At 71.8% G+C, this 13,959-nt stretch carries 13 protein-coding genes; all 13 read right to left on the bottom strand.

The window, feature by feature from the left end:
* Nucleotides 1–57: 57 nt before the first annotated feature.
* The 13 genes from IE275_RS17685 to IE275_RS17625 all read right to left on the bottom strand — a co-directional run bounded on the left by IE275_RS17685 (nucleotide 58) and on the right by IE275_RS17625 (nucleotide 13,941).
* Nucleotides 58–987: a glutaminase gene (locus tag IE275_RS17685; protein WP_189712278.1), complete on the bottom strand. Its 930-nt coding sequence runs from the start codon at nucleotides 985–987 to the stop codon at nucleotides 58–60.
* Between the two features lie 46 nt (nucleotides 988–1,033).
* Nucleotides 1,034–2,446, bottom strand: a complete 1,413-nt coding sequence (gene aspA, locus IE275_RS17680) for an aspartate ammonia-lyase (protein ID WP_189712277.1) — start codon at nucleotides 2,444–2,446, stop codon at nucleotides 1,034–1,036.
* A 567-nt stretch (nucleotides 2,447–3,013) separates the two neighbouring features.
* Entirely contained in the window at nucleotides 3,014–4,030 is a 1,017-nt protein-coding gene (locus IE275_RS17675; RefSeq protein ID WP_189712276.1) for an asparaginase, read from the bottom strand.
* A gap of 44 nt (nucleotides 4,031–4,074) precedes the next feature.
* Nucleotides 4,075–5,511 carry an amino acid permease gene (locus IE275_RS17670; protein ID WP_189712275.1) on the bottom strand — a complete coding sequence of 479 codons (1,437 nt, stop codon included), beginning with the start codon at nucleotides 5,509–5,511 and terminating at the stop codon, nucleotides 4,075–4,077.
* Nucleotides 5,508–6,185: a FadR/GntR family transcriptional regulator gene (locus IE275_RS17665; RefSeq protein ID WP_189712330.1), complete on the bottom strand. Its 678-nt coding sequence runs from the start codon at nucleotides 6,183–6,185 to the stop codon at nucleotides 5,508–5,510. The genes IE275_RS17670 and IE275_RS17665 overlap by 4 nt, the downstream gene beginning before the upstream one ends.
* A gap of 178 nt (nucleotides 6,186–6,363) precedes the next feature.
* Nucleotides 6,364–7,200 (bottom strand): undecaprenyl-diphosphate phosphatase, encoded by an 837-nt coding sequence (locus IE275_RS17660; RefSeq protein ID WP_189712274.1) that lies wholly within the window; start codon nucleotides 7,198–7,200, stop codon nucleotides 6,364–6,366.
* Between the two features lie 93 nt (nucleotides 7,201–7,293).
* A complete protein-coding gene (gene crcB / locus IE275_RS17655; protein ID WP_189712273.1) occupies nucleotides 7,294–7,659 on the bottom strand; it encodes a fluoride efflux transporter CrcB in 366 nt (121 codons plus the stop codon).
* Nucleotides 7,656–8,036, bottom strand: coding sequence for a DUF190 domain-containing protein (locus IE275_RS17650; protein WP_189712272.1), 381 nt, complete (start codon nucleotides 8,034–8,036; stop codon nucleotides 7,656–7,658). Before IE275_RS17650 ends, crcB (IE275_RS17655) begins: the two co-directional genes overlap by 4 nt.
* Nucleotides 8,033–8,488 (bottom strand): fluoride efflux transporter CrcB, encoded by a 456-nt coding sequence (gene crcB, locus IE275_RS17645; protein ID WP_189712271.1) that lies wholly within the window; start codon nucleotides 8,486–8,488, stop codon nucleotides 8,033–8,035. The genes IE275_RS17650 and crcB (IE275_RS17645) overlap by 4 nt, the downstream gene beginning before the upstream one ends.
* Nucleotides 8,489–8,639: 151 nt before the next feature.
* Nucleotides 8,640–9,617 (bottom strand): SMP-30/gluconolactonase/LRE family protein, encoded by a 978-nt coding sequence (locus IE275_RS17640; RefSeq protein ID WP_189712270.1) that lies wholly within the window; start codon nucleotides 9,615–9,617, stop codon nucleotides 8,640–8,642.
* A 136-nt stretch (nucleotides 9,618–9,753) separates the two neighbouring features.
* Nucleotides 9,754–10,041, bottom strand: a complete 288-nt coding sequence (locus tag IE275_RS17635; RefSeq protein WP_189712269.1) for a helix-turn-helix domain-containing protein — start codon at nucleotides 10,039–10,041, stop codon at nucleotides 9,754–9,756.
* Between the two features lie 214 nt (nucleotides 10,042–10,255).
* A complete protein-coding gene (locus IE275_RS17630; protein WP_189712268.1) occupies nucleotides 10,256–11,815 on the bottom strand; it encodes a glycoside hydrolase family 53 protein in 1,560 nt (519 codons plus the stop codon).
* Nucleotides 11,816–11,919: 104 nt separating this feature from the next.
* Nucleotides 11,920–13,941: a beta-galactosidase gene (locus tag IE275_RS17625; RefSeq protein WP_189712267.1), complete on the bottom strand. Its 2,022-nt coding sequence runs from the start codon at nucleotides 13,939–13,941 to the stop codon at nucleotides 11,920–11,922.
* Nucleotides 13,942–13,959: the final 18 nt, after the last annotated feature.

Genomic DNA, 13,959 nt, shown 5'->3' with positions numbered 1-13,959 from the left:
TGATGGCCGGTGACCCGTCTCCCGCTCAACGCAATAAACCGGGCCGGTGCGCCGGGTTCAGAACACCGAGAGCCCGGTGAGGGTGGTGAAGCGGTCCAGGGCCGCCACGCCCGCCACGGAGTTGCCGCGTTCGTCCAGGCCGGGGCCCCATACGCACAGGGTGCAGCGGCCGGGTACGACCGCGATGATGCCGCCGCCGACGCCGCTCTTGCCGGGCAGGCCGACCCGGTAGGCGAAGTCGCCGGCCGCGTCGTACGTCCCGCAGGTCAGCATCACCGCGTTGACCTGTTTGGCCTGGCTGCGGGTGAGCAGCCGGGTGCCGTCGGCGCGGATGCCGTGCCGGGCGAGGAAGGAGGTGGCCAGGGCGAGGTCGGCGCAGGACGCGCTGAGCGAGCACTGGCGGAAGTACTGGTCGAGGAGGACCGGCACCGGGTTGCCGATGTTGCCGTACGAGGCCATGAAGTGGGCCAGGGCGGCGTTGCGGTCGCCGTGGGCGCTCTCGGAGGCGGCGACCTCCTCGTCGAAGGCCAGCCGCGGATTGCCGCTCTCGGCGCGCAGGAAGGCGAGGAACTCACCGGCCGCGTCGTCGGTACGGGTGTGGAGGCGGTCGGTGACGACGAGGGCGCCCGCGTTGATGAAGGGGTTGCGCGGGATGCCGTTCTCGTACTCCAGCTGGACCAGGGAGTTGAAGGGGTTGCCGGAGGGTTCGCGGCCCACGTGCTCCCAGAGCGTGTCGCCCTCCCGGGAGAGTTCGAGGGCCAGGGTGAAGACCTTGGTGATGGACTGGGTGGAGAACGGCTCGCGCCAGTCCCCCACCCCGTACACCGTGCCGTCCAGTTCGGCGACGGCCATGCCGAAGCTGCGGGGGTCGCGCGCGGCCAGCGCCGGGATGTAGTCGGCGGGCCGGCCCCGGCCGGGGGTGTGCTCCAGCTCCTCGGCGATGCGTTCCAGGACCGGCTGGAAGGCGTGGGACGACGTCGTTGTCATGATCACTATTGTGCCTCCCGCGCCGGTCCCGGCGCGTCGTCGCAGGTCAGAGCAGGGGGGATCCGCTGCCCGCGACGACCTCGGGGCGCAGCAGGTCGGCGAGGGTCTCGGCGGGCAACAGGCCCTTCTCCAGGACGAGTTCGGCCACCCCGCGGCCGGTGACGAGGGCCTCCTTGGCGATGTCGGTGGCCGCCGTGTACCCGATGTGCGGGTTGAGCGCGGTGACCAGGCCGATGGAGTTCTCCACGCTCGCGCGCAGCGCCTCGGTGTTGGCGGTGATGCCGTCCACGCAGCGCTCAGCGAGGGTGAGGCACGCGGCGCGCAGATGCGTGATGCTCTCCGAGAGGGAGTGCAGGATGACCGGCTCGAAGGCGTTCAGCTGGAGCTGGCCGGCCTCGGCGGCCATGGTGATGGTGACGTCGTTGCCGATCACCTCGAAGGCGACCTGGTTGACGACCTCGGGGATCACCGGATTGACCTTGCCGGGCATGATCGACGAACCCGCCTGCACCGGCGGCAGGTTGATCTCGCCGAAGCCCGCGCGCGGACCGGAGGACAGCAGGCGCAGGTCGTTGCAGCTCTTGGAGAGCTTGACGGCGATCCGCTTGAGCACGCCGGACATCTGGACGAAGGCGCCGCAGTCCTGGGTGGCCTCGACGAGGTTGGCGGCGGTGACCAGCGGCAGGCCGGTGATCTCGGCGAGATGGCGGCGGGCCGACTCGGCGTATCCGGCGGGAGCGTTGAGGCCGGTGCCGATCGCGGTGGCGCCGAGGTTGATCTCGTGGATCAGCTCGACTGCCTCGGCGAGCCGGCTGCGGTCCTCGTCGAGCATGACGGCGTACGCCGAGAACTCCTGGCCCAGCGTCATCGGCACCGCGTCCTGGAGCTGCGTACGGCCCATCTTCAGCACGTCGCGGAACTCGACGGCCTTGCGGCCGAAGGCGTCCTGGAGGACGGCCATCGCCTTGAGCAGCCCGCGCACCGCGAAGACGGTCGCGACCTTCACGGCCGTCGGGTAGACGTCGTTGGTCGACTGGCCGAGGTTGACGTCCTCGTTGGGGTGCAGGTGCCGGTACTGCCCCTTCTCGTGGCCGAGCAGTTCCAGGGCACGGTTCGCGACGACCTCGTTGGCGTTCATGTTGGTCGAGGTGCCGGCGCCGCCCTGGATGACGTCGACGACGAACTGGTCGTGCAGCTTCCCGGCGCGGATCTCCCGGCAGGCGGTGACGATCGCGGCGGCCTTCTCGGGCGCCAGCAGGCCGAGATCCCGGTTGGCGAGGGCGGCGGCCTCCTTGACGGCGGCCAGGGCGTCGACGAGGTGCGGGTAGGCGGAGATCGTGGTGCCCGTGATCGGGAAGTTCTCCGTGGCGCGCAGGGTGTGGATGCCCCAGTACGCGTCGGCGGGGACGTCCCGGTCGCCGAGCAGGTCGTGTTCGCTGCGGGTGACGGCGGCGGTCATGAGGGTGCGGCCTCTTTCCGAGGGTGAGGGTGCGGGCGGGAGAGCGGGTGACGTCCGAAGGGGTGGCGGTCGGCTCGGGCGGTACGGGATGACGCCCGCCCGAGCCGACCGGGCACCGGACCGGTGGTGACCGGACCGGCGGGTTCGAGGTCCGGACGCCGGGAGGACGCCCGGCGACCGGGGTGTGCGGGGTGGCGGCCAGGGGCGGCGACCGGGGTGGCGACCAGGGGTGGGGGCCGGCCGGGTGCCGGTGGCTCCGCCGGGGTCCGGGTGCCCGGGTGCCGGTGGCGGTGCCGGTGCCCGGCCGCGGGACCGGCACCGTGGTGACCGGCCACCCGATGGCCGGGCACCTGCGCCGGACGCGGGCTCCGGAGGACGGCCGGGTACCAGGAGAGCGGGCAGGCCGGGTGCCGTGGACCGTCCGGCCGGGTGCCGGACTCCGGGCGCCGGACTCCCGGTGCCGGACTCCGGGCGCCGGACTCCAGGTGCCCGGCCGCCCGTGGCGCGACACGGGCCGGACCCGACCGTTCCGCGACACGGGCAGCCCGCGCCATGCGACCCGTGCCGTCAGGCGCAGGCTCGTACGGTGACCGGGTCCAGGGCGCGGGCCGGGCGGACGGCGCCGACCGGTTCGCCGCCGCCGAGGAGGACCTCCCCCGCGAATCCGGTGAGGAGGGCGGGGTCGACGCCGGCCCGGACCAGGGCGGCCGCGGTGACCGGGATCCGGGCCCGGTTCGCGCCGTCGGAGATCTTGACGGCGACGGCCCGTCCGTCCGGCAGGGCCGCGACCTCGACGCCCTCGAAGCCGTCCTTGGCGAGCAGGCCGGGGACGGCCCGCATCAGGGCGGCCACGTCCCGGCCGGTGCCGGAGGCCATCTCGGCGTGGTCGCGCACGGCGTCCGCGACCCGGGCCTCGGGGGTGCCGGGCACCGCCGTGGTGATGCGGGCGGCGGCGCGGGCGAGGCCGTGCAGGGAGACGGAGAAGAGGGGCGCGCCGCACCCGTCGACGGTGACCCGTGCGATCCGCTGTCCGGTGAGGTCCTCGACGATCTCGGCGATCGCCTGCTGGAGCGGGTGCTCCGGGTCGAGGTAGCCGTCGAGGGACCAGCCGTTGAGCTTGCAGGTGTACAGCATGGCCGCGTGCTTGCCGGAGCAGTTCTGGGCGAGGCGGGAGGGCCCCCGGCCGTCCCGGATCCACGCGTCGCGGACCTCGGGGCCGTAGGGCATGTCCGTCACGTTGCGCAGGTCGTCCTCGGTGACGCCGGCCAGGGCGAGGATCCGCCGGGTCCCGTCGAGGTGGCGTTCCTCGCCGGAGTGGCTGGCGGCGGCGAGCGAGAGCAGCTCGCCGTCGAGCGGCAGCCCGGCCCGGACCATGGCGACGGCCTGGACGGGCTTGAGCGCCGAGCGCGGATGGAAGGCCGCCTCGATGTCGCCGAGCTGGAGCTCGACCTGGCCGCCCGTGCCGAGGACGACGACGGAGCCGTAGTGGATGCCCTCGGTCACCCCGCCGCGGACGAGGTGGGCGACGGGTGCGTGGAGGGGTTCGCGGATCGCGGGGGCGTCGGCGAGAGAACTGCTGTACATCACTGCCTGGATCGCTGGTGGGTTGTCGTGGGCCGGCGCGGGGGTCACGCGTCGACCTCGGCCGAGGTGCGGGCGCGGCGGCGGACGGCGTACCAGCCCGCCACCAGCGCTCCGCCGATCAGCGGCAGGCAGAGCACGGTGGTGCGTCCGGCGCCGCCGTCGGCGTACATGAGGACCAGGACCGACGCGAGGAAGAACAGCGTCACGAGTTCGGTCCAGGGGGAGCCCGGAAGCCGGTAGCCCGGGCGGGTCAGCTCGCCCTTCTGGGTCTTCTGCCAGAAGAGCAGGTGACAGATCATGATCATGCCCCAGGTGGCGAGGATGCCGATCGCCGCGAAGTTCAGGACGATCTCGAAGGCGTCCGCCGGGACCACGAAGTTCAGGCCGACACCGAGGACACACATACCGCTGGTGAGCAGGATGCCGCCGTACGGGACCTGGCTGCGGCTCATCCTCGCGGTGAACTTCGGGGCGGAGCCGTTGACGGCCATGGAGCGCAGGATGCGTCCGGTGGAGTACAGGCCGGAGTTGAGGGAGGACATGGCCGCGGTGAGGACGACCAGGTTCATCACCCCGCCGGCCGCCGGGATGCCGATGTTCGACAGCACGGTGACGAAGGGGCTCTCGGCGGACGTGTACGAGTTCCACGGGAGCAGCATCGACAGCAGGATCACCGAGCCGACGTAGAACAGGCCCACGCGCCACATGATCGAGTTGATCGCCTTCGGCAGGATCTTCTCGGGGTTCTCGGTCTCACCGGCGGCGACGCCGACCAGTTCGACGGAGGCGTAGGCGAAGACGACGCCCTGGATGATCAGCAGCATGGGCAGCAGGCCGTTGGGGAAGACGCCGCCGTTGTCGGTGATCAGGGAGGGGCCGGGGGTGGCGCCGTCCACCGGGTGCTGGGTGACCAGCAGGAAGATGCCGATGCACATGAAGATCACCAGCGCGCCGACCTTGACGATGGCGAACCAGAACTCCAGTTCGCCGAAGATCTTCACGGAGATCAGGTTCACCGTGAGGACCACGGCCAGGGCGATCAGCGCGATCACCCACTGGGGTATGTCGGAGAACATGCCCCAGTAGTGGGTGTAGGTGGCCACCGCGGTGATGTCGGCGATGCCGGTGGTGGCCCAGTTCAGGAAGTACATCCAGCCGGCCGTGTACGCGCCCTTCTCGCCCATGAACTCACGGGCGTAGGACACGAACGCGCCGGAGGACGGGCGGTACAGGACGAGTTCGCCGAGGGCGCGCACCACGAGGAAGGCGAAGATTCCGCAGACCGCGTAGGCGATGAACAGGGAGGGCCCGGCGTCGGCGAGCCGGCCGCCGGCGCCGAGGAAGAGGCCGGTGCCGATGGCGCCGCCGATGGCGATCATGTTGACGTGACGGGACTTCAGCGACTTGCTGTAGCCGTGGTCGCCGGCGTCGACATGACGGGAGGAGGGGCGCGTCTCGTCTTTGAGGTGCTGTTCGCTCACGCCTCGGGTCCGCCTTCCAGGGGGGTGCTCGTGCCGGAGGTGCGCACGATGTCGGTGAGAGTCGTCTCGACGCGGTCGAGGTGGTGGCTCATGGCCTCCACCGCGTCGTGCTCGGAACCGTCGATCAGGGCCTCGACGATGGCGCGGTGCTCCCGGTTGGACTGCTCGCGCCGGCCGCCCAGCTCGTTGAGGAAGGCCGACTGACGCGCCAGTGCGTCCCGGATCTCCTCGATGACCCGGCGGAACACCGGGTTCTGGGCGGCTTCGGCGACGGCCAGGTGGAAGAGGGTGTCCATCGCGACCCACGCGGTGGTGTCCGTCTCGCGTTCCATGCGGTCGAGCAGATGAGCCAGGTGGTCCAGGTTCTCGGCGGTGCGGCGCAGGGCCGCGTACCCGGCGACCGGGACCTCGACGTGCCGGCGCACTTCGAGCAGGTCGCTGGCCGCGTAGTCGCCGAAGGTGGGGTCCTCGACGGTGTTCGCGATCACGAAGGTGCCCTTGCCGGTCTTGGCGACCGTCAGGCCCATGGTCTGGAGGGCGCGCAGGGCTTCCCGCAGGACGGGCCGGGACACCTCGAGGGTGCGGCACAGCTCCGCCTCGGAGGGGAGCTTGTCGCCGATCTCGTACTCGCCGCGCTCGATGGCGCCGCGGAGGTGGGTGAGGACCGCTTCCATGGCGCTGACGCGCCGCGGCCCCGAACCACCTGTCTGGCTGTCTGACAGGTTCACGGGAGAGATGTTCCGGGTGACATACGGGTGGTGTCAAGGCCGGTGAAAGGAAAAATGCAACGGCCGGGAAGCCTGAATCCGGACTTCCCGGCCGAGCGGGGGTGCGCGGAGCCCGCGCGGCGGGTCAGCTGTTCAGCGCACCGGTGCCCAACAGCCCGAACAGCGCGAGGCCGACGACGATCCGGTAGATCACGAAGGCGTTGAAGGAGTGCTTGGCGACGAACTTCAGCAGCCAGGCGATGGAGGCGTACGCCACACCGAAGGAGACCAGCGTGCCGACGGCCAGCGGGGCCGCCCCCGCGCCGGTGCCGAGCGCGTCCTTCAGCTCGTACAGGCCGGCGCCGGTCAGGGCGGGGATGCCGAGGAAGAACGACAGCCGGGTGGCGGCGACCCGGTCCAGGTCGAGCATGAGCGCGGTGGACATGGTGGCGCCGGAGCGGGAGAAGCCGGGGAAGAGCAGGGCGAGGATCTGCGAGCTGCCGACCAGCATCGCGTCCTTGAACGAGGTGTCGTCCTCGCCGCGCTTGTGCCGGCCCGTCCGGTCGGCCCACCACATCACACCGCTGCCCGCGATGAGCGAGCCCGCCACCACCCAGAGGGAGGCCAGCGGCCCCTCGATGAGTGGCTTGGCGGCCAGGCCGACGGCGACGATCGGGAGGGTCGCGCAGATCACCCACCAGGCGAACTTGTAGTCGTGGTGGACGCGCTCCTCGCGGTCGCGCAGGCCCCGGAACCAGGCCGACACGATCCGCACGATGTCCTTGCGGAAGTACACCAGCACGGCGGCGATCGCCCCGACCTGGATCACGGCCGAGAAGCCGACGACGGCGTCGTCGTCGACCGGGATGCCCATCAGCCCCTCGGTGATCTTCAGATGTCCGGTGGAGGAGACGGGGAGGAACTCGGTCACTCCCTCGACGGCTCCGAGGACGACGGCCTGGCCGACGGAGATGGCGCTCATGGGATCCAGTTCTGACGAGGTCGGTGGGTTCGACGGGGTCGGTGGTCGGACGGTGCGGAGGACAGTCCTACCAGTCGCGGGTGCGGCCGGCGGTCACGGCCACACCGCCTGGCCTGTCGCCACCCCCGCGAACGCGGCCCCGAGGCCCGCCACCAGACTGCCGACGACATTGGCCACGGCATAGAGCCCGGCACCCGTCTCGGTCAGCCGCAGCGTCTCGTACGAGAAGGTCGAGTACGTCGTCAGCGCCCCGCACAGGCCCGTCCCCAGGAACAGCCGCAGGTCGGGGGAGGCCGCCGCGGAACCGGTCAGGGTGCCGAGGAGCAGGCAGCCGACGACGTTGACGACGAAGGTGCCCCAGGGGAAGACCGAGTCGTGCCGGGACTGCACCGCGCGGTCGGTCAGGTAGCGCAGCGGGGCGCCGATCATGGCGCCCACGACGACCACCAGCCAGTTCACAACGACTTCTTACCCTCCGTGTCCGGTTCGCCGGGTTCCGCGGAGCGGTCGGCGCGCCGCAGGACATGGCACTCGTCGAGGGTCACCAGCCGGTCCGTGACCAGTTCGTCGAGGACCGGGAGGAAGTCCCGGACGCGTTCCTCGGTGTCGACGATGACGACCGCCACCGGCAGATCCTCGCTGAGCGACAGCAGCCGGGAGGTGTGGATCACGGAGGAGGCGCCGAAGCCCTCGACGCCCCGGAAGACGCTGGCGCCGGAGAGTCCGGCGGCGTGCGCGCGGTGGACGATCTCGGTGGAGAGGGGTCTGTGGTGCCAGGTGTCGTTCTCGCTCAGGAAGACGGTCACGCGCAGGGCGTTGCCGGTCAGCCTCGTCATCGCTGCCTCCGGGTGAGTACGCGGCGGGTCGCGGTGGCCGCGAGCGCCACCGCGGCGAGCGCCGCGCACAGGGTCACGGTCAGATAGGCCAGGGCCGCGGCGGTCCGGCCCGCGTCGGCCAGCCGCTGGATGTCGACGGCGTAGGTCGAGAAGGTGGTGAAGCCGCCGAGGACGCCGGTGCCGAAGAAGGGGCGCACGAGCCGGTGGGCGGCGACGGCCTCGGTGATCACCACCAGGAACACGCCGATCACGGCGCAGCCGACGACGTTCACCCAGAAGGTCGTCCAGGGGAAGCCGCCGGCCGGCGTGGGCCACCACAGCGCGGCCGCGTAGCGGGCGGCGGCACCGATCGCGCCGCCGACGGCGACCACGGCGACCACCGGGAGCTGTCCCGTCCCGGCGGGCCGCCGCGCGGCGCCGGCAGCGGGGCTCCCGGCTCGGGGGGCTGTCATGTCGTACGTCTCCTGCCCTCACCGCCGGCGTCCGGCGCGCGGGATGATCACGCCTGGTCACAGGGTAGCGCCGGGCCGCGGGCGCGGAGGGTGCGCTCCCGGTCCCCGGACACCCTCGCGTCTCCCGGCCGCCACGGGGCGTGCCCCGGGTTCACTCGCGCCGCTTCCCCTCGGGTGCCTCGCAGACCGCGACCCCGCGCTCGTGGAGGCTGCCCAGGATCAGCCGGCCGCCGGTCTCGCAGACGCCGGTGACCATGCGGAAGCCGGAGCGGCGGCGGGTGAGGTGGTGCAGGACGCGGCCGTCGTCGTCGACGGCGAGCACGCCGATCGTGCCCGAGGGGCGGTAGGGCGCGCGCACGGCCAGGCGGGCGGCGGCGCGGCGGACGCCGGGGGCGGCGCGGTGCAGGAGGTCGAGGGGCGGGACGCGCGGGCCGGCCAGGGCGACCCAGACCGGGCCGTCGGGGGCGCCTCGCCACAGGTTGTCCGGGTACCCCGGCAGGTTCTCGACGAGGGGTTCGGCCTGCCCGGTGCGGGGGCCGGTGAGCCAGAAGCGGGTGAGGCGGCGGGCGCCGGTCTCGGCGACGATCAGGGCGCGGTCGTCGGCGCTGCGGGCCACGCCGTTGGCGAACTGGAGCCCGTCCAGGACGACTTCGGCCTCCGGGGCGCCCGGTTCGAGCCGGAGCAGACGGCCCGTGCCGGTGTGCTCGGCGAGGTCGCCCATCCAGTCCCGCAGCGGGTGGACGCGGCTGGAGACGGTGAAGTAGACCGTGCCGTCGGGCAGGGCGACGACGTTGCTGCAGAACCGCAGCCGCTCCCCCGCCGCCGACTCGGTGAGCACGCGGACGTTTCCGGTGCCGCCCTCGGGGTCGACACGCAGCAGTGCTCCGTCGGCGTCGCACACCAACAGGTCGCCGTCCGGGAGGAGTTCGAGGCCGAGCGGACGGCCGCCGATCTCGGCGATGTGCTCGACACGGGCGGCCGGCGGGTCGTCCAGCCCGTCGATCCGCAGGATCCGTCCGTCCGCGAGCCCGGTGAGGACTCGGCCTCGGGGATCGGCGACGACGTCTTCGGGTCCGTGACCGGGGAGGGTGATGTACCTGAGGGGGACGAGGGCCGTCCGCAGGTCCATAGGGTTCCGCCCTTCCTGAAGGAGGCGGCCATCCTCGCAGGCAGGAGCGTCGGCGACGGTGGGTAACCGGGGTCCTTTGCCGTGGCTTTCCGCAGGCGGATCTCCTGCTCCCCTGGTGTCCCTTCGTGACGACTCTCTACCACCCCTTCTCGAACATGCGCGCCACCTCGGCGATGCGCATCTCGTCGCGCCGGTAGTAGACGCGCCGCCGGATGCGCTTGGCGCGCAGCAGGCCGATGTCGGCCAGCAGGGCGAGGTGGGTGTCCGCCACCTGGCGGCGCACGCCCAGCTTGGCGGCGATGACGGCCGCCGGTACGCCGTCCTCGACGAGGTCGGCGTGGCGTTGCGGCGGGAAGTGCCGGGCCGGCTCCTTCAGCCACTCCAGAATGTCCAGCCGCCGCTCGCCTACGGGAGTGCTCAGCATCGTCGTCCCCCTCCGTCCGGACCTCCTCGGTACCGCGTCTTCCCACTGTTCCGCAGCACGGGCCGCCGTGTCCCGAACTCCGCGACCCTTGGCCTGGATCGAACACCCTTGCCGTATAAGGGTGTTCGGAACACGGGCGGGGAACGGCCGGGGAACGGGGCGGGGCCCGGCCGCGGGGTGCGGCCGGGCCCCTGAGGGTGAGAGCGTCGGTGGATCAGCGGTGGCTGAACCACGCCATGGAGGACAGGGCCTTGTCGTCGTAGCCGAACAGGGCCTGGTTCTCCCAGCCGTTGCCGGAGGAGGCGTCGGTCGGGTCCCAGCCGTTGCCGGTGACGGCCGTCCAGGTCGCCTCCCAGTAGAAGAGGCCGAGACCACGGCCGTTCGGGACGGCCTCCACGATGTTCGCGACGGCGTTCATCCAGGCCAGCTGGCCGGCCGCGGTCGCCGGGTAGCCGGAGACCAGCTCGTCGGTCAGGTTGATGATGTTCTCGGTCGTGTCCTCGCTGTCCAGCCGGAAGGGGTAGGCCGTCTCGGCGACGTACACCGGCTTGGCGTAGCGGGAGGCCGCGTCGTCCAGCGTGGTCTGGAAGTCGGCGAGAGTGCCGTGCCAGTAGCCGTAGTACGACAGGCCGATCACGTCGAACTTCACACCGTTCGCGACGGCGCTGTCGAACCACCAGCGGGTGCCGGACAGATCGCCGCCCTTGGCGAGGTGCAGGGCGACGGTGGTGGACGAGCTCACCGCCTTGACGGCGTCGTAGCCGGAGTTGAGCAGACCGGCCAGCTGGCTCCAGTTGTCGGTGGAGCCCTCGGACCACAGCATGCCGCCGTTGATCTCGTTGCCGACCTGGACCATGTCGGCGGTGGTGCCCTGCGCCTTGAGCGCGTTCAGCACGTCGTACGTGTGGTTGTACACGTCCGTCTTCAGCTGGCTGTACGAGTGGCCCGCCCAGGCGGCCGGCTTGGACTGGGCACCGGGGTCGGCCCAGGTGTCCGAGTAGTGGAAGTCCACCAGGAGCTTCTGCCCGGCGGCCTTGACGCGCTTGGCCAGGGCGAGGACGCGCGTCTTGTTGTTGTAGCCGTCGGCCGGGTTGACCCAGACCTTCACGCGCGCGTAGTTCATGCCGGCGTTCTTCAGGATGGTGACCGCGTCGCCGGTGGTGCCCGAACCGCTCTTGTAGACACCGCCCTTGGCCTCGCTCTTGGGCAGGGAGGAGATGTCGGCGCCCTTGACGGTCAGTCCGGAGGTGCCGGACGCGAAGGTCAGGTCGTCGACATTGATCCAGTTGCCCGCGTTCGCGTCACTGGTGACGCTGATCGTGCACTGGTTGGTGGTCACCGTGACCGGGACGACGACATGGATCCATCCGCTCGCGGACACCGGCAGGTCGGTGCGCTGCTCGGTGCCGCCGCAGTTCTTCAGCGCCAGGTAGGCGGAGTTCTGGCCGCCGCCTGAGCGGACCCAGGCGGACAGCTTGTAGGAGCCGTTGGTCAGTCCGGAGAGGTACTGGTACGTCTCCACCTTGTACGCGGTGGACGCCCAGTGGGTCAGGCGGTAGCTGCCGGCGTGGCCGCCGGACTCCGAGAACGAGGCGCCCGTGTCGCCGTACTCCGACCAGCCGCCGGGCGTGGCCGCCCCGGCGCCGTCGGTCTCGAAACCGCCGTTGGTGAGGGTGCTCGCCGCCTGGGCGGTCTGCGCGGGCAGTGCGGTGAGGGCGAGCCCCGCGGTGAGCGGGAGCAGCAGGGCTCGCAGGGTGCGTCTGGGATGGAACATCGTCGTCCGTCGTCCCTTCGACGTGATGGGGATGGGTTCCCTCGCGAGGCGAGGGGCCCCCTCCGCCCGCGGCTCGCGGCTCCACGGGCGGAGGGGGAGTCGGCTCAGCCGTCGAGTCGTACGACCCGGACGGCTCCCGCCGGGACCGCGAGGCGGCCGGCGGCGCGTTCGCCCGTCAGCAGTTCGGTGCCGGACGTGTCCAGCGGCACCTTGGCGTCGGTGGCGGTGTGATTGATCGCGAAGAGGTAGCTGCCGGTCTCACCGGAGCGGCGTACGACCTCGACGTCCCGGGGCAGGTCGGCGCGCGGGGCGATCGCCGCGTCCTCGGCGGCCCGGCCGAGCAGGGTGTCCAGGCCCTCGGGGCCCAGGCGGGTGGAGACGTACCAGGCGGTGCCCTCGCCGAGCCGGTGCCGGGTGACGGCGGGGCGGCCCGCGGTGAGGCCGTCGGCGTACGTCCAGACGGCCTCCGCGCCGCGCGGCACCACGAACTCCGTCCACACGTCCCCGGCCAGCTCGGAGCCGTCGGGGCCGGTCAGCCGCACGGCCTGGCCGGGCAGCAGCGGGGAGAGCTCCTCGACGGTCAGGCCCAGGACGTCCCGGAGCGCGCCGGGGTAGGCGCCCTCGTGGACGGCGTCGTGCTCGTCGACGATGCCGGAGAAGAACGACACGACGAGGGTGCCGCCGTTCTCGACGTACTCCCGCAGGTTGTTCCCGGCCGCCTCCGTCATCAGGTAGAGGGCGGGCACGACCACCAGCGGGTACCGCGACAGGTCGGACTCCGGGTGGGCGAAGTCGACGGTGAGGTGGCGGTCGTAGAGCGCCTCGTAGAACGCGTCGGCGCGCTCGCGCGGGTCGGCGTCCTCGCTGGGACGCCAGTCGAGGTTCTGCGCCCACCAGGAGTGCCAGTCCCAGAGCACGGCCACATCGGCCTCGGTGCGGCTGCCCCGGATCGCGGCGAGGGAGTCCAAGGAGGCGCCCAGCTCGACGACCTCGCGCCACACGCGGGTGTCGGTGCCGCCGTGCGGGACCATGGCCGAGTGGAACTTCTCGGCGCCGCGCCGGGACTGCCGCCACTGGAAGAACATGGCGCCCTCGGAGCCGCGGGCCACATGGCCGAGGGAGTTGCGGGCCATCTGGCCGGGTGCCTTGGCAGGGTTGCGCGGCTGCCAGTTGACGCCCGAGGTGGAGTGTTCGAGCAGGATCCAGGGCGCGCCGCCGGCGACGGAGCGGGTGAGATCGGCGGCCATCGCCAGGTTGACGTGGGTGCGGCGGCCGTCCGTGATCAGGTAGTGGTCGTTGGTGACGAGGTCGACCTCGCGGCCCCAGGCCCAGTAGTCGACGGAGTCGCACTGGCTGAGGGCCGTCATGAAGTTGGTGGTGACCGGGACGCCGGGCGCGAGGCGGTGCAGGATGTCCCGCTCCCGGCAGAAGTTCTCGCGCATGGTGGCGTCGGCGAACCGCCGGTAGTCCAGCGCCTGGCCGGGATTGCCGACGGTCGGGGTGGCGCGCGGCGGGTTGATGTCCTCGAGGCTCGCGTAGCGCTGGCCCCAGAAGGCGGTGCCCCAGGCCTCGTTCACCGCGTCGACACCGCCGTACGTCGTCCCCAGCCAGCGGCGGAAGTGGGCGGCGCAGGAGTCGCAGTAGCAGGCGGAGACGGGGACGCCGTACTCGTTGTGGACGTGCCACAGGGCGAGCGCCGAGTGGGCGGCGTAGCGTTCGGCGAGCCTGGTGGTGATGTTCGCGGCGGCCGCGCGGTAGTCGGCGTTGCTGTGACAGATGGCCCCACGGGAGCCGAACTCCAGGCGTACGCCCTCGGCCGTCACGGGCAGGGCCTCGGGGTGGGCCCGGTAGAACCAGACCGGCGGCACCACGGTGGGGGTGCCCAGGTCGACGCGGATGCCGTTCTCGTGCAGCAGGTCGATGATCCGGTCCAGCCAGCCGAAGTCGTACTCCCCCGGCGAGGGCTCCAGCAGGGCCCAGGAGAAGATCCCGACACTCACCATCGTGACGCCGGCCTCCCGCATGAGCCGGACGTCCTCCTGCCAGACGCTTTCCGGCCACTGCTCGGGGTTGTAGTCCCCACCGAAGGCGAGCCTGGTGAGGCCCCTGGGTGTGGTCTCCGGCATGGATCTCTCCCGTTAAAT

Origin of the sequence: Streptomyces phaeofaciens (genome assembly GCF_014648915.1) — a bacterium.
Taxonomy (GTDB): Bacteria; Actinomycetota; Actinomycetes; order Streptomycetales; family Streptomycetaceae; genus Streptomyces; species Streptomyces phaeofaciens.
The sequence above is the reverse complement of the archived record's forward strand: the minus strand, read 5'-3'. Positions and strand labels throughout refer to the sequence as shown.

Excerpts from the sequence above, each read along its gene's own strand:
- IE275_RS17685 (WP_189712278.1), bottom strand. The coding sequence starts at position 987 with ATGACAACGACGTCGTCCCACGCCTTCCAGCCGGTCCTGGAACGCATC.
- aspA (WP_189712277.1), bottom strand. The coding sequence starts at position 2,446 with ATGACCGCCGCCGTCACCCGCAGCGAACACGACCTGCTCGGCGACCGG.
- IE275_RS17675 (WP_189712276.1), bottom strand. The coding sequence starts at position 4,030 with ATGTACAGCAGTTCTCTCGCCGACGCCCCCGCGATCCGCGAACCCCTC.
- IE275_RS17665 (WP_189712330.1), bottom strand. The coding sequence starts at position 6,185 with ATGGAAGCGGTCCTCACCCACCTCCGCGGCGCCATCGAGCGCGGCGAG.
- IE275_RS17660 (WP_189712274.1), bottom strand. The coding sequence starts at position 7,200 with ATGAGCGCCATCTCCGTCGGCCAGGCCGTCGTCCTCGGAGCCGTCGAG.
- IE275_RS17650 (WP_189712272.1), bottom strand. The coding sequence starts at position 8,036 with ATGACGAGGCTGACCGGCAACGCCCTGCGCGTGACCGTCTTCCTGAGC.
- crcB (WP_189712271.1), bottom strand. The coding sequence starts at position 8,488 with ATGACAGCCCCCCGAGCCGGGAGCCCCGCTGCCGGCGCCGCGCGGCGG.
- IE275_RS17640 (WP_189712270.1), bottom strand. The coding sequence starts at position 9,617 with ATGGACCTGCGGACGGCCCTCGTCCCCCTCAGGTACATCACCCTCCCC.
- IE275_RS17635 (WP_189712269.1), bottom strand. The coding sequence starts at position 10,041 with ATGCTGAGCACTCCCGTAGGCGAGCGGCGGCTGGACATTCTGGAGTGG.
- IE275_RS17630 (WP_189712268.1), bottom strand. The coding sequence starts at position 11,815 with ATGTTCCATCCCAGACGCACCCTGCGAGCCCTGCTGCTCCCGCTCACC.
- IE275_RS17625 (WP_189712267.1), bottom strand. The coding sequence starts at position 13,941 with ATGCCGGAGACCACACCCAGGGGCCTCACCAGGCTCGCCTTCGGTGGG.